This is a genomic window from Actinomycetospora soli, assembly GCF_021026295.1.
GTDB classification, from domain to species: domain Bacteria; phylum Actinomycetota; class Actinomycetes; order Mycobacteriales; family Pseudonocardiaceae; genus Actinomycetospora; species Actinomycetospora soli.
The window spans coordinates 230,869-244,546 of the sequence record NZ_JAJNDA010000005.1 but is presented as its reverse complement, the minus strand read 5'-3'; the positions used below and the strand labels follow the sequence as shown (position 1 = coordinate 244,546).

The following is a 13,678-nucleotide window of genomic DNA, read 5'->3' as shown; positions in this document are numbered from 1 at the left end:
CGTCGGCGTGACCAGCACCGACGAGAGCACGCCGGAGGGTGTCACCGACGGGTCCGCCGACACCGGCGCCGGCGCCACCGGTGCGGCGACGTTCGCGCTGGTCGTGGCCGGGATGGCGCTGGTCAGCGCCTGGACCGGGTGGGGCGGGATGGTGCTGGGGCTGGTCGCCCTGGTCGCCGCGGTGGTCGCGCTGATGCGGGTGCGGTCGGGTCGCGCGTCAGGTCGCGGTAAGCCCCTGGCCGCGCTCGGTGTGGCGCTGATCGCGGTGGTGATCGGCACGACGATCGAGTGGCCGACCCTCGAGTCCGCCGTGACCTACCTGCACGCCTCGCAGGCCCGGACGCTCGACGAGTGCATGCGCCAGGCGATCAACGAGAAGGAACAGCACGTCTGCAAGTCCCAGCACCTCGACGAGTACCGGGCGCGGTTCCCCGGCCGCCTCGACCCGTGAGGCGCCTCGTCCCGGCCGCCGCCGCGGGACTGGTGACGGTCCTCGTCGCCGCGCTGCTGCTCGGCCGGTCGGCCTACCCCGTGCTCGGGCTCGCCGACCCCGGCGAGCTCGTCCATCTCGGGCTGCCGCTGCTCCGGGTCCTGACGGCGGGCGCGGCGGCCGTCGCGCTCGGGGCGCTCGTGCACGGGCTCGTGGTCGTGCCGGGCGGTGTGAGCGGTGTCAGCGGTGGCCCACGGCGGACGCCTGACGTCAGCAGCGCGCCACGCCCGGGCGCGGCGGGGCTCGGGGAGGAGGTGCGGGCGGTCGCGTCGGGCGCCGCGTGGACCTGGGCGGCGCTCGCGGCCGGGACGGCGGTGTTCACGGTCGCCGACGTCTCGGGCGGGTTCGTCGCGCCGGGGCCGGACCTGGTCGTCGGCATGGTCGTGCGCGCGGCCCCGGTGGGATGGCTGGCGTGCGCGATCGGCGCCGCGGTCGTCGCGGTGTGGGTGCGCGAGGCCCGGACGTGGTCCTCGACGCTGGGCGCCGGGGTGCTCGCCTGCGTCGCGCTGCTCGGCCCGGTGATGACCGGACACGCGATCGACGGGGTCGGCAAGGACCTGGGCACACCCGCCGTCGCGCTGCACGTGATCGCGGCGACGGTGTGGCTCGGGACCCTCGGGGCGCTGGTCGTCGCCCCGGTGTCGCCGGCCCGCAGCGGGTCGGTGTCGACGGTGTGCGCGGTGCTGACGGTGGTGAGCGGTGTGCTCGCCTCGGCCGTGCTCGTGCCGTCGTGGGGTGAGCTCGCCACCGCCTACGGGGTGCTGGTCCTGCTCGCCGCGGCCGTGACGGTCGTCGTGCTGGGGCTGCTGGTCCGACGCCGGGTGGCCGGTCGCGCCCTCGTGGTCGTGGAGCTGGCGCTCCTGGCCGTCGTGACGGGCCTGTCCGTGGCGATGACGCGCGCGGTGCCGCCGGTGCAGGCGCCGTTCCACACGACGCCGACGGAGGCGATGCTCGGCTTCGGCATCCCCGACCCGCCGTCGGTCGGCCGGCTGCTCGTGGACTGGCGTCCCGACGTGTGGTTCGCGGCGCTGGCCGTGGTGCTCGCGCTGGTCTACGGCCGGTGGCTGCGCCGGGTCGACGGGTGGCCGCGGGGCCGGGCGGTCTCGTGGTTCGCCGGGTGCGCGCTGCTCGTGGTGGCGACGTCGTCCGGGGTCGGGCGGTACGCCGACGCGCTGTTCAGCGTGCACGTCGCCGAGCACATGGTGATCAGCGTCGTCGTCCCGGTGCTGCTCGTGCTGGGCGGCCCGGTGTCGCTGGCGCGGCGGGCGCTGCCCGAGGAGGGCGACGCCCGGGACCGCCTCGAAGCGGTGCTCGACGCACCGGTGCTGCGGTTCCTGACCCATCCGGCCGTCGCCGCGGTCGTCATGGTCGGATCGCCGTTCGCGTTCTACCTCACCCCGCTGTTCTCGCTGCTCCAGCCGCTGGGCTGGCTCATGCCGGCGATCTCGGCGTGGTTCCTGGCGGCGGGCTACCTGTTCTTCTGGGTGATCATCGGGGTCGACCCGGCGCCCGGGCAGACGCTGCCCCACGTCGCGCGGCTGGCCGTGCTCATCGCCTCGATGCCCTTCCACGCCCTGTTCGGCGTGATCCTGCTGGCCGCCGACCGGCCGGTCGCGCAGACCCCGTCGACCCTCGCGGCCGACGGCGGGGGCGGCCAGGTGTTCGTCACCGACTTCTACTCCCGCCTCCGGCTGCCCTGGGCACCCGACCTGCTCGCCGACCAGCACCTCGCCGCCCTGCTGTCGTGGGGGATGGGCGACCTGCCGCTGGTGGGCGTGCTGGTGATCCTGCTCGTGCAGTGGCAGCGGGCGGGCGCGGCCGAGGACCGGGCCGCCCGGGACCTGCTCGCCGCGCGTCGCTGACCGCGGCACCCGCCGGCTCCCGGCCGACGAACGAGTCGTTCGTGGCCCCTCGCTGCACGGACGAGTCGTCCGTCCCGATACCGGGCCAGCTTGATCTCAACCTGTGAGACGGCGTCTCGCCTGTTGGGCGATCGTGAGGCATGCTGACGACCGTGACCACGGAGACGAGCGCCCCCGCCCGACCACGACGCCGCTGGGCGATCCTCGTGGTCGGCGTGCTCGCCCAGACCGCGGCCTCGTCGTTCGTCTACGGCATCCCGTTCCTGGTGCCGACCCTGCGCGACGAGCGCGGGCTGTCGCTGGCCGAGGTCGGGCTCGTCGTGGCGGCCCCGACGACGGGCCTGCTGCTCGCCCTCGTCGCCTGGGGCTACGTGGTGGACCGCGTGGGGGAGCGGTTCCCGATGGCGATCGGCCTCGCGGTGGCGGGTGTGGTGGTCGGGGGCCTCGCCCTGGAGACGCCGTCGTCGTTGGTGACGATCGTGCTGCTCCTCGGGGTGGGCGGGCTCGGGGCCGCGTCGGTGAACGCGGCGAGCGGACGCCTGATCATGGGCTGGTTCGCCGCCGAGGAGCGCGGCGTCGCGATGGGCATCCGTCAGACCGCGCAGCCGCTCGGGGTCGCGCTCGCCGCCCTGGTCCTGCCGGTCCTGGCCACGACCCAGGGCCCGTTCGTCGCCCTGGGCTGGATGGGACTGACCTGCCTGGTCGCGGCAGGCCTCGTCCTCGGGATCGCGCAGGACGCCCCGCGCCGGGCCCCGCAGCCGCACGAGCCCGTCGGCAACCCGTACCGGACCCCGACCCTGTACCGGCTGCACGCGGCGTCGGCGCTGCTGGTGCTGCCGCAGTTCGCGATCTCGGCGTTCGCGCTGGAGTACCTGGTCCGCGAGCAGGGCTGGTCGCCGGGCGTGGCGGGCGTGTTCGTCGCCGTCTCCCAGATCGCGGGGGCGGCGGGGCGGATCGCGACCGGCTGGTGGTCCGACCGCGTCGGGTCCCGGCTGCGGCCGATGCGTCAGCTCGCCGTCGGGTCGATGCTCGTGATGCTGGGGTTCGCGGCGGGCTCGGTGTGGGTGCCGGTGATCGCGGTGGCCGGGCTCGCGGTCGGGGCGATCGTGACCGTCGCCGACAACGGACTCGCCTTCGTCTCGACCGCCGAGATGGCCGGCCAGGCGTGGTCCGGCCGGGCGCTCGGGGTGCAGAACACCACCCAGAACATCGTCGCCTCGCTCGCCCCGCCGATCCTGGGCGCGATCATCGGCGCGACCAGCTACGGGGTCGGCTTCACCGCGGCCGCCCTGGCGCCGCTGGCGGCGATCGCCGTGACGCCGGTGCGGGCCGAGGTGCCGTCGGCCCGTGAGTAGTTCCGACGGTCATGACCGTCGGAACTGCACACACGTGCTCACACCAGGAAGCGGAAGGCCGGCGACCCCGGCTCGAGCGCCTCGATCTGCAGCGGCGAGCGCGCCATCCGCTCCAGCAGCGGCTCGTAGTCCTCGCGCCGCCCGATCTCGACGCCGACGAGGGCGGGTCCCGACTCCCGGTTGTCGCGCTTGACGTACTCGAACCGCGTCACGTCGTCGTCGGGACCGAGGACCTCGTCGAGGAAGCGCCGCAGCGCGCCGGGCTCCTGCGGGAACTCGACGAGGAAGTAGTGCTTGAGCCCCTGGAAGCGCAGCGAGCGCTCGATGACCTCGGCGTAGCGGGAGACGTCGTTGTTGCCGCCGGAGAGGATGACGACGACGGTCTCGCCCGGCACGAGGTCGAGCTCGGGGCCGTCGGAGCGCACGGCCGCCCCGGCGAGCGCGCCCGCGGGCTCGGCGATGATTCCCTCGGTCTGATAGAGCGCGAGCATCTCGGTGCAGACGAGGCCCTCGTCGACGGCGAGCAGCTGTGCGCCCGAGCGCCGGATGAGCGGGAAGGTGACCGCGCCGGCCTTCCGGACGGCGGCGCCGTCGACGAAGCGGTCGAACCCGTCCTCGTCGAGCACGACCGGGCTGCCCGCGTGCAGGGCGGCCGCGACGTTGCGCGCCCCGGCCGGCTCGACGCCGATCACGCGGGTCCGCGGGTAGGTCGCGGCGAGCCAGGTCGCGGTGCCGGCGAGCAGGCCACCGCCCCCGACCGGCACGACGACGACGTCCGGCGCGTGCCCGAGCTGCTCCACGACCTCCGCGATCACGGTGGCCTGGCCGGCGACGGTGCGGGAGTCGTCGAACGCGGGGACCAGCGTCGCGCCGGTCTCCTCCGCGTACGCCGACGCCGACGCCGAGGCCTCGTCGTAGGTGTCGCCCCGGACGACCAGGTCGACCATGTCCCCGCCGAGGGCGGCGATCCGCTCGCGCTTCTGCCGCGGCGTGGTCGACGGGATGACCACCCGCCCGCGCACACCGTGGGTCCGGCACGCGAACGCGAAGCCCTGGGCGTGGTTGCCGGCGGACGCGCAGACCACCCCGACCGCGCGGGCCTCGTCGTCGAGCTGGGAGATCAGGTTGTACGCGCCGCGCAGCTTGTAGGACCGCCCGACCTGCAGGTCCTCCCGCTTGAACCAGACGTTCGTGCCGGAGTCGGCGGACAGGCGCGGGTTGTACTGCAGCGGTGTCAGCTCGGCAATACCGGTGAGACGCTCCGCGGCCTCGAGTACCTGCTTCTCGAACGCGGTCCCGCCCGTCATCGCCCTGCTCCTCCGTGCTGCTGATCCGAACGGCTCATCGTAGGTCCGCCGTTCCCGACGACGGGTCCTGGGGCTTCCACGACGACGGCGCGGGTGGCGGAGGTGCCGCTGACGGGGGAGCAGGACGCCGAGGCGCTCCGGTCCTCCCCGCTGCACCCATCCTCACCGTCAGGCCGGCGCGACCTCGAGCAGCGGGTCGCCCGGGCCGGCCGCACCCGACGAGAGGACGGAGACGCGGGACGGGTCGACGTCGAGGACGACCACGGGGCAGACGGCCGAGAGCCCCCGGGCACGGACCTCGGCGGGGGACCAACGCACGACCGGGTCGCCGGCCGACACCACGTCGCCCTCGGCGCGCAGCACCTCGAAGCCCTCGCCGCGCAGGCCGACCGTGTCGATGCCGAGGTGGACCAGCACGCCGACCCCCTCGTGGGTGACCAGGGCGAACGCGTGCGGGTGGACCTTGACCAGCGTCCCGGTGGCCGGGGCGGACACCACGAGGGCATCCGTCGCCGGCTCGATCGCGGCGCCCGGGCCCACCATCCCGGCGGCGAACACGACGTCGGGGACCGCCTCGAGGCCGACGACCTCTCCGGCCAGCGGCGCGGTGACGACCACCGCTCGGCTCACGTCCCCGTCGCTTCGCTCGCCTCGAGCAGATCGTGCACGTCGTCCGCGATCACGTCCGCCTGCGGCCCGACGACCACCTGCACCACGCTGCCCTGCACCACGACGCCCGAGGCGCCGAGGGCCTTCAGCGCGGCCTGGTCGACGAGCGCGGGGTCCCGGACCTCGGTGCGCAGGCGGGTGATGCAGGCCTCGAGGTCGTCGATGTTCGCCGCACCGCCCAGACCGGCCACGATCGCCGCTGCGTCCATGCCCGCACCCTTCCTCGACACCGGTTCGTTGCTGCCTGCAACGTCCGCCGCACGGTACTGGAGGTGGGGCCCGATGACCGCGAGCACGGAGACGACGTCCCGGGGAGCCCGCGGGCTGGCCGGCCTGCAGCGACTCGGCCGCAGCCTGATGCTGCCGATCGCCGCGCTGCCCGCGGCGGGACTGCTGCAGCGGCTCGGGCAGGACGACCTGCTCGGCGGGGTCGCCGCGTTGAAGACCGTGGCGACCGTGCTGACCGGCGCGGGCGGCGCGCTGTTCGACAACCTGCCGCTGATCTTCGCCGTCGGCATCGCGATCGGCTGGGCCCGGCGCTCCGACGGCTCCACGGCCCTGGCCGCGGTCGTCGGCTACCTCGTGCTCGCAGGCGTCTTCACCGCCCTCAGCCCGGTCCTGCTTCCCGGGCAGCTCGACTCGGAGGGCGAGCAGGCCACGATCGACTACGGCGTGCTCGGCGGTATCCTCGTCGGGCTCGTCGCCGCCGTGCTCTGGCAGCGCTACCACCGCATCAAGCTGCCGACCTACCTCGCGTTCTTCGGTGGCCGGCGCTTCGTCCCGATCATCACGGCGCTCGCGTCGATGCTGCTGGCCGTCGTCCTGGCCCTGCTCTTCCCGCTGTTCAACGCCGGGCTGACCGCGCTGGGGAACGCGGTCGCGGCGAACGCGGTGGTCGGCGGCGGCATCTTCGGCGCGGCCAACCGCCTGCTCATCCCGCTCGGGCTGCACCACATCCTCAACTCGGTCGTCTGGTTCGTGCTGGGCGACTACAACGGCGCCCACGGCGACATCGCGCGCTTCTTCGCCGGTGACCCGACGGCCGGCACGTTCATGACCGGGTTCTTCCCGATCATGATGTTCGCGCTCCCGGCCGCCGCCCTGGCGATCTGGCACGAGGCGCGTCCGGAGCAGCGCAAGGTCGTCGGCGGGATCATGGCCTCGGTCGCGCTGACCTCGTTCCTCACCGGCATCACCGAGCCGCTGGAGTACGCGTTCGTCTACGTCGCCTGGCCGCTCTACGTGGTGCACGCGGTCCTCACGGGCACCTCGCTCGCCCTGTGCAACGCCCTCGGCATCCACGACGGGTTCACCTTCTCCGCCGGCGCGATCGACTACGTCATCAACTTCGGGCAGGCCACGCGTCCCCTGTGGCTGATCCCGATCGGGCTCGGCTACGCGGTCGTCTACTACGTCGTGTTCCGCGTGGTGATCCGGCGGTTCGACCTCCGCACGCCCGGGCGCGAGGAGGACGGGGAGGCGTCGGTGAGCCCGGACCCGACGCGCGACCCGTCGTCGGGATAGCTGTCGGGGGGTCCGATTATCGTGGGCGGCGATCAGGTCGGAGACCCACGAGAGGACGCAGGACAGCGATGACCGAGACGATCGAGTTCCAGGCCGAGGCCCGTCAGCTGCTGCAGCTGATGATCCACTCGATCTACTCCGACAAGGACGTGTTCCTCCGCGAGTTGATCTCCAACGCCTCCGACGCGCTGGACAAGCTGCGGATGGAGTCCTACCGGGACAAGGACCTCGGGGTGGACACCTCGGACCTGCACGTCGAGCTGCGCACCGACGCCGACGCCCGGACGCTGACGATCACCGACAACGGCATCGGCATGAGCCGCGACGACGTCGTGAACCTGATCGGCACGATCGCGCGCTCGGGCACGGCGGAGACGCTGTCGAAGCTGCGCGAGGCGCAGGCGTCGGGCAGCGAGGAGGCCACCGCCGAGCTCATCGGGCAGTTCGGGATCGGCTTCTACTCCAGCTTCATGGTGGCCGACCGGGTGGAGATGACCACCCGCCGCGCCGGCACCGACGGCGGCGTGCACTGGGAGTCCGCGGGGGAGGGCACCTACGAGCTCTCCGAGGTCGCCGACGCCCCGCAGGGCACGAGCATCACCGTGCACCTCAAGGCCGAGGACGCCGAGGACAACCTGCACGACTACGCGGACCCGTCGGTCGTGCGGCGGATCGTGAAGCGCTACTCGGACTTCATCACCTGGCCGATCCTGCTGAACCCGAGCGGCGTCACCGACACGGTCGTCGAGGGCGCCGAGGAGGACGACGAGGAGTCCGCGCCCGACACCTCGAACGAGCCGATCAACTCCCGCAAGGCCCTGTGGGCGCGGCCGCGCTCGGAGGTCAGCGACGAGGAGTACGCCGAGTTCTACCGCCACGTCTCGCACGACTGGCAGGAGCCGCTCGAGACGATGCGGTTCACCGGCGAGGGCACGTTCGAGTACCAGGCGCTGCTGTTCCTGCCGAGCCACGCGCCGATGGACCTCTACTACCGCGACGCGAAGCGCGGGGTACAGCTCTACGTCAAGCGCGTCTTCGTCATGGAGGACTGCGAGGCGCTCGTCCCCGAGTACCTGCGGTTCGTCAAGGGTGTCGTCGACGCGCAGGACCTCTCGCTCAACGTCTCGCGCGAGATCCTCCAGCAGGACCGCCAGATCCAGCTGATCCGCAAGCGCCTCGTGAAGCGCGTGCTGCAGACGATCACGGGACTGCGCGGCGAGAACGCCGAGAAGTACGACACCTTCTGGCGCGAGTGCGGGCGCGCCCTCAAGGAGGGCCTGCTCTCCGACCAGGACAACACGCAGGCGATCCTCGAGGCGTCCAGCTTCGCCTCGACGCACGACCCGGAGCAGCTCACCACGCTCGCCGACTACGTCGCGCGGATGCCCGAGGGCCAGGAGTCGATCTACTACGTCACGGGCGAGTCCCGGGCGTCGGTGGAGAACTCGCCGCACATCGAGGCGTTCCGCGCCAAGGGCTACGAGGTCCTGCTGCTGACCGACCAGGTCGACGAGGTCTGGGTCGGGATGGTGCCGTCGTACGGCACGGGCGACGACTCGAAGCCCTTCGCCTCGATCGCGCAGGGCGACGTCGACCTCTCCGACGACGCCGAGAAGCCCGAGGGCTTCGACGACCTGCTCGGCTGGATGACGACGACGCTGGCCGACGAGGTCTCCGAGGTCCGGCTCTCCACCCGCCTGACCACGAGCCCGGCCTGCCTGGTCGGCGAGGTGGGCGGCCTCCCGCCGCAGCTCGAGCAGATGATGCGCTCGATGGGCCAGGAGATCCCGGTGCAGAAGCGGGCACTGGAGCTCAACCCGAAGCACCCGCTGGTGGAGAACCTGAAGGCCGCGCACGAGGCCCGGCCCGAGGACGCCGGTGTCGCCGACACCGCGTCGCTGCTCTACGACATGGCGCTGCTCGCCGAGGGCGGGGAGCTCAAGGAGCCGTCGGCGTTCGTCGGGAAGCTCGCGCAGCGGCTCGCCGCCACGCTGGAGACGGAATAGGGTCCCGGACCCGTGGGTTGGTCGTTGAACATGCAACGACCTGGGAGGTAGCCGTGCACATCGGCGTCGACAGCTTCGTCGCGAAGGTCACCGATCCGGACACCGGACACGTGGTCGGGCCGGTCGAGCGGTTCGGGCACCTGCTGGAGGAGATCGAGACCGCCGACCGGGCGGGCCTGTACTCCTACGGCATCGGCGAGCACCACCGCAGCGAGTACTACGACGCCGCGCCGGCGGTGATCCTCGCGGCGGCCGCGGCGCGCACCGAGCAGATCCGGATGCGCTCGGCGGTCACGGTGCTCTCGGCCGCCGACCCGGTGCGGGTATGGCAGGAGTACGCGACGGTCGACCTGATCTCGGGCGGCCGCGTGGAGCTCGTCGTCGGGCGGGGCTCGTTCACCGAGGCGTTCCCGCTGTTCGGGCTCGCCTTCTCCGACTACGACGAGCTCTTCACCTCGAAGCTCGACCTGCTCCTGAAGATCCGCGACAACGAGCGGGTCACCTGGTCCGGTCCGCACCGGCCCGCCCTGAACGACCAGCCGGTGTTCCCCCGCCCCGCTCAGGACCCGTTCCCGATCTGGGTCGGCGTGGGCGGCTCCCCGGAGTCGTTCTACCGGGCCGGCGCGCTCGGGCTGCCGCTCATGGTGGCGATCATCGGCGGGGCGCCCGCGCAGTTCGCGCCGCTGATCGACCTCTACCGGCGGGCCGGCGCGGAGGCCGGGCACGCGCCCGAGCAGCTGAAGGTCGGGCTGCACGTGTTCGGGTTCCTCGGCGACGACGTCGCCCAGGCCACGAACGCGTTCTACCCGGGCTGGGAGGCGATGTTCACGACGATCGCCCGCGAGCGCGGAGGCATGCCGCCGTCGCGGCGCCAGTTCGACGCCACCCGCGGGCCCGACGGCGCCTACTTCATCGGCGACCCCGACACGATCGTCGAGAAGGCGACCCGGGTGGCCGACCAGCTCGGCGGGGTCGACCGCATCAACCTGCAGATGACCAACCCGCGGCTGCGCCACGCGGACCTGCTGCACTCCATCGAGCTGCTGGGGGAGGCCGCGCCGAAGCTCGCCGACGTGTGAGCCGGCGCCACTTCGCGAGTGGCACACCACGCAGGTCCGGCGGCCCCAGAACCTGCCTGAGGTACCACTCGCGGACGGAGCCGGCGGGTCGGCATCCGCGAATGGCACACCACGCAGGTCCGGCCGCCCCGTAACCTGCCTCACGTGCCACTCGCGGCCGGAGACCGACCGGCCCACCACGAGCGAAGGGCCCCTCCGGTCGATCTACTCGACCGGAGGGGCCCTTCGCTCAGTAGGGCTCAGACCAGCTCGTCCTCCCGCTCCGGCTCCGGCGCGGCCCGACGCCGCCGCAGCACCAGCGGGATCACGAACAGCAGCGCGATCACCACGTAGACCGTGATCGACAGCGGCGTCGAGACCAGCGTGGTCACGTCACCGTCGGCGATCTGCAGCGCCCGGCGGAGCTGGAGCTCGGCGTCCGGACCGAGGATCACGCCGATGATCGCCGGCAGCACCGGGAGCCCGAAGCGGCGCATCAGGAACCCGATGGCGCCGATCACGAGCAGGACGACGAGGTCGACCGGCGACCCGGACACCGCGTAGGCCCCGACGCAGGCGAAGAACAGGATGCCGGCGTAGAGGTAGGGCCGCGGGACGCGCAGCAGCTTCGCCCACATCGGCGCGAGCGGCAGGTTCAGCGCCAGCAGCAGGACGAGGCCGATGAACAGGCTCGCGATGAGCGTCCAGACCAGCGACGGCTCCCGCTCGAAGAGCAGCGGACCGGGCTGGATGCCGAACTGCTGGAACGCCGCGAGCATGATCGCCGCGATCGCGGTCGTCGGGAGCCCGAGGGTCAGCATCGTCGCGAGCGTGCCCGCCGAGGACGCCGAGGCGGCGGACTCGGGCGCGGCCAGGCCCTCGATGGCGCCCTTGCCGAAGTTCTTCCGGTTCTTCGACAGCCGGCGCTCGGTCACGTAGGCCATGAAGGTCGACATCTCGGCGCCGCCGGCCGGGATCGAGCCGAACGTGAACCCGATGAACGGGCCGCGCAGCCAGGGCTTCCAGGCGCGGCGGACGTCGTCGCGGGAGAGCCACGGGCGACCGACGGGGATGACCTCCTGCGGCTTGCGCCGCAGGTGCGCGGCCACCCAGAGCGCCTCGCCGACCGCGAAGAGCCCGACGGCCACGATGACGACGTCGATGCCGTCGGCGAGCTGCGGCACCCCGAAGGTCATGCGGGGCTGGCCGGAGATCGGGTCGAGGCCGACCAGGCCGATCGTCAGACCGAGCACCAGCGCCGCGAAGCCGCGGACGCGGGAGGCGCCGAGGACGCCGGTCACGGCGACGAACGCGAGGACCATGATCGCGAAGTAGTCGGGGGCGCCGATGTCGACGGCCACCGAGGCGATCAGCGGCGCGACGAGCACGAGCCCCGTCACGCCGACCATCCCGCCGACGAAGTGCCCGATGGCGGCCGTGGCGAGCGCCTGCGCGCCGCGGCCCTGCTTGGCCATCGGGTTGCCCTCGACCGCCGCCATCACCGACGCGCTCTCGCCGGGGGTGTTGAGCAGGATCGACGTGGTCGAGCCGCCGAACATCGCCCCGAAGTAGATGCCGGCGAACATGATGAAGGCGCCGGTGGGCTCGAAGGCGTACGTGACGGGCAGGAGCAGGGCCACCGCCATGGCGGGCCCGATGCCGGGCAGGACCCCGATCGCCGTGCCGAGCAGCACGCCGATCGCGGCGAAGAGCAGGTGGGGCGGGGTCAGCGCGTTGGCGAACCCGTCGAGCAGGCCGGAGTCGTTCATCCGAGCATCCCCATCAGCGGGCCACCCGGCAGGTCGACGCCCAGCAGGCCGTCGAACACCACCCAGGTGACGAGCGAGACGGTCGCCGCGACCGCCAGGTCGATCTCGAGCCGCCGGGATCCCAGGGCGTAGGCCGCCCCGGCGAACAGGACGGTGCCGGCGATCGGCCAGCCGAGCACCGGGATCAGCGCCGCGGTGGCGATGAGGACGCCGGCGAGCATCCCGACGGTGCGCAGGTCCATCGGGGTGTCGAGGTCGACGTCCTCGCCGGCCTCGGCCTCGCCGTGGCCGCCGCGCAGGACGTCGAGGGTCAGCAGCGCGGCCAGCACGAGCAGCGCCGCGCTGAGCACGAGCGGCACGACGCCCGGTCCGATCGGGTCGGAGTCCGACCCCGCGGTCAGCGTGCCCTCCGCCACGGTGTCGACCGCCACCAGCACCCCGACGGCGCCGAGCAGTGCGGCGACGCCGAGTTCGGCGTGCTCGGACCACCAGCTCCGGGTGGTCTCCTCGGTCCCCGTCGTCATGCCAACCCCAGTTCCCGCAGGACCCCTGCGACCCGCTCGTCCTCGGCTGCGAGGAACGCGCCGAACGCGTCCCCGGGCAGGTAGGCGTCCTGCCAGTCGTTGCGCTCCAGCGCCTCGCGCCACTCCGCGCTCCCGTGCAGGGCGCCGACCGCCGCCACCAGCTCGTCGCGCTGCTCGGCCGTCAGGCCCGGCGGCGCGACGAGTCCGCGCCAGTTGGTGAACTCGACGTCCACCCCGGACTCGCGCAGGGTCGGCGCCTCCACGCCGGGCACCCGCTCGCCGGCGGTGACCGCGAGGACCCGCAGGTCGCCGGACGCGACCTGGTCGGCGAACTCGCCGAGCCCGCTCACCCCGAGCCCGACCTTGCCGCCGAGGACCGCGGCGAGCAGGTCACCCCCGCCGTCGTAGGGCACGTAGTTGACGGTCCGCGGGTCGATGCCCGCCGCCTTCGCCGTGAGCATCGGCGCGAGGTGGTCCGGGCCGCCCGGCGAGGAGCCGCCGCCGACCGGCAGCGCCCCGGGGTTCGCGCGCCACGCGGCGAGGAGCTGGCCGAGGTCGCGGAAGGGCGAGTCGGCCGGCACGACGAGGATCTCGGTCTCCTCGGTGAGTCGCGCGATCGGCGTCGTCTGGCGCAGCGTCACCGGTGAGTCGTTGGAGTAGACGCTGCCGACGACGCCGAGCCCCATCGACATGAGCTCGCGCGTGTCACCTGCGTCGTTGACCAGGCGGCGCAGACCGACCGTGCCGCCGGCGCCGGGGAGGTTGAACACCTCGACCGCGCCGGTCACGCCGGCCTCCTCGGCGGCGCGGGCCGCGGCCCGGGCGGTCACGTCGTAGCCGCCACCGGGGCTGTTGGGCACCATCACCTGCAGGCCCTTGAGCTGCGTGCCGTCCCCACCGCCGGACAGCGACCCGACCGCGGGCGGCACCAGCAGCAGTGCCGCCACGACGGCGACGAGCACGAGGACGGTCCGCGACCGCCGGGTGCGCGGCGGTTCGGGGCGGGGGACGGTCGGCGGGGGGTCGGTGGTCGTGGACGTCACGGGGGCTCCTGGAGCGCGGCTGTGAGCTGGATCGCTCGACAGGGTGCGGCGCCGCTCACCTCCCGCGACAG

General features: G+C 73.2%; 12 protein-coding genes. 6 read left to right on the top strand and 6 right to left on the bottom strand.

Annotated elements, in window-relative coordinates; translation table 11 throughout:
* Window positions 1-7 precede the first annotated feature (7 nt).
* From LN037_RS10345 to LN037_RS10335, 3 genes are all read left to right on the top strand, one after another.
* Window positions 8-451 carry a hypothetical protein gene (locus LN037_RS10345; protein WP_230751848.1) on the top strand — a complete coding sequence of 148 codons (444 nt, stop codon included), beginning with the start codon at window positions 8-10 and terminating at the stop codon, window positions 449-451.
* Window positions 448-2,352 carry a cytochrome c oxidase assembly protein gene (locus LN037_RS33510; protein ID WP_230751847.1) on the top strand — a complete coding sequence of 635 codons (1,905 nt, stop codon included), beginning with the start codon at window positions 448-450 and terminating at the stop codon, window positions 2,350-2,352. Before LN037_RS10345 ends, LN037_RS33510 begins: the two co-directional genes overlap by 4 nt.
* A 152-nt stretch (window positions 2,353-2,504) precedes the next feature.
* Window positions 2,505-3,707, top strand: a complete 1,203-nt coding sequence (locus LN037_RS10335; RefSeq protein WP_230751846.1) for an MFS transporter — start codon at window positions 2,505-2,507, stop codon at window positions 3,705-3,707.
* Window positions 3,708-3,745: 38 nt separating this feature from the next.
* On the opposite strand, the gene ilvA is transcribed toward LN037_RS10335, so the two are convergent.
* The 3 genes from ilvA to LN037_RS32410 all read right to left on the bottom strand — a co-directional run bounded on the left by ilvA (window position 3,746) and on the right by LN037_RS32410 (window position 5,913).
* Complete coding sequence (ilvA, locus tag LN037_RS10330; RefSeq protein ID WP_230751845.1) at window positions 3,746-5,014, bottom strand: threonine ammonia-lyase IlvA; 1,269 nt, start codon at window positions 5,012-5,014, stop codon at window positions 3,746-3,748.
* A gap of 168 nt (window positions 5,015-5,182) precedes the next feature.
* Window positions 5,183-5,644 (bottom strand): PTS sugar transporter subunit IIA, encoded by a 462-nt coding sequence (locus tag LN037_RS10325; RefSeq protein ID WP_230751844.1) that lies wholly within the window; start codon window positions 5,642-5,644, stop codon window positions 5,183-5,185.
* On the bottom strand, window positions 5,641-5,913 hold the full coding sequence (locus LN037_RS32410; RefSeq protein WP_308286135.1) for a PTS sugar transporter subunit IIB: 273 nt from the start codon (window positions 5,911-5,913) through the stop codon (window positions 5,641-5,643). Before LN037_RS32410 ends, LN037_RS10325 begins: the two co-directional genes overlap by 4 nt.
* 52 nt (window positions 5,914-5,965) lie before the next feature.
* Between LN037_RS32410 and LN037_RS10315 the strand changes: the two genes are divergently transcribed.
* The 3 genes from LN037_RS10315 to LN037_RS10305 all read left to right on the top strand — a co-directional run bounded on the left by LN037_RS10315 (window position 5,966) and on the right by LN037_RS10305 (window position 10,292).
* On the top strand, window positions 5,966-7,207 hold the full coding sequence (locus tag LN037_RS10315; RefSeq protein ID WP_230751842.1) for a PTS transporter subunit EIIC: 1,242 nt from the start codon (window positions 5,966-5,968) through the stop codon (window positions 7,205-7,207).
* Between the two features lie 68 nt (window positions 7,208-7,275).
* Window positions 7,276-9,213, top strand: coding sequence for a molecular chaperone HtpG (htpG, locus tag LN037_RS10310; protein ID WP_230751841.1), 1,938 nt, complete (start codon window positions 7,276-7,278; stop codon window positions 9,211-9,213).
* 53 nt (window positions 9,214-9,266) lie between these two features.
* Window positions 9,267-10,292: an LLM class flavin-dependent oxidoreductase gene (locus LN037_RS10305; RefSeq protein ID WP_230751840.1), complete on the top strand. Its 1,026-nt coding sequence runs from the start codon at window positions 9,267-9,269 to the stop codon at window positions 10,290-10,292.
* A 239-nt stretch (window positions 10,293-10,531) separates the two neighbouring features.
* On the opposite strand, the gene LN037_RS10300 is transcribed toward LN037_RS10305, so the two are convergent.
* The 3 genes from LN037_RS10300 to LN037_RS10290 are packed head-to-tail and all read right to left on the bottom strand — an operon-like array spanning window position 10,532 to window position 13,526.
* Window positions 10,532-12,040, bottom strand: a complete 1,509-nt coding sequence (locus tag LN037_RS10300) for a tripartite tricarboxylate transporter permease (RefSeq protein ID WP_230751839.1) — start codon at window positions 12,038-12,040, stop codon at window positions 10,532-10,534.
* Window positions 12,037-12,564, bottom strand: coding sequence for a tripartite tricarboxylate transporter TctB family protein (locus LN037_RS10295; RefSeq protein ID WP_230751838.1), 528 nt, complete (start codon window positions 12,562-12,564; stop codon window positions 12,037-12,039). Before LN037_RS10295 ends, LN037_RS10300 begins: the two co-directional genes overlap by 4 nt.
* Window positions 12,561-13,526 carry a Bug family tripartite tricarboxylate transporter substrate binding protein gene (locus LN037_RS10290; protein WP_230752102.1) on the bottom strand — a complete coding sequence of 322 codons (966 nt, stop codon included), beginning with the start codon at window positions 13,524-13,526 and terminating at the stop codon, window positions 12,561-12,563. The genes LN037_RS10295 and LN037_RS10290 overlap by 4 nt, the downstream gene beginning before the upstream one ends.
* Window positions 13,527-13,678: the final 152 nt, after the last annotated feature.

What these genes read in the sequence shown, in the direction of transcription:
- ilvA (WP_230751845.1), bottom strand. Translation starts at nt 5,014, where the DNA reads ATGACGGGCGGGACCGCGTTCGAGAAGCAGGTACTCGAGGCCGCGGAG.
- LN037_RS10315 (WP_230751842.1), top strand. Translation starts at nt 5,966, where the DNA reads ATGACCGCGAGCACGGAGACGACGTCCCGGGGAGCCCGCGGGCTGGCC.
- htpG (WP_230751841.1), top strand. Translation starts at nt 7,276, where the DNA reads ATGACCGAGACGATCGAGTTCCAGGCCGAGGCCCGTCAGCTGCTGCAG.
- LN037_RS10300 (WP_230751839.1), bottom strand. Translation starts at nt 12,040, where the DNA reads ATGAACGACTCCGGCCTGCTCGACGGGTTCGCCAACGCGCTGACCCCG.
- LN037_RS10295 (WP_230751838.1), bottom strand. Translation starts at nt 12,564, where the DNA reads ATGACGACGGGGACCGAGGAGACCACCCGGAGCTGGTGGTCCGAGCAC.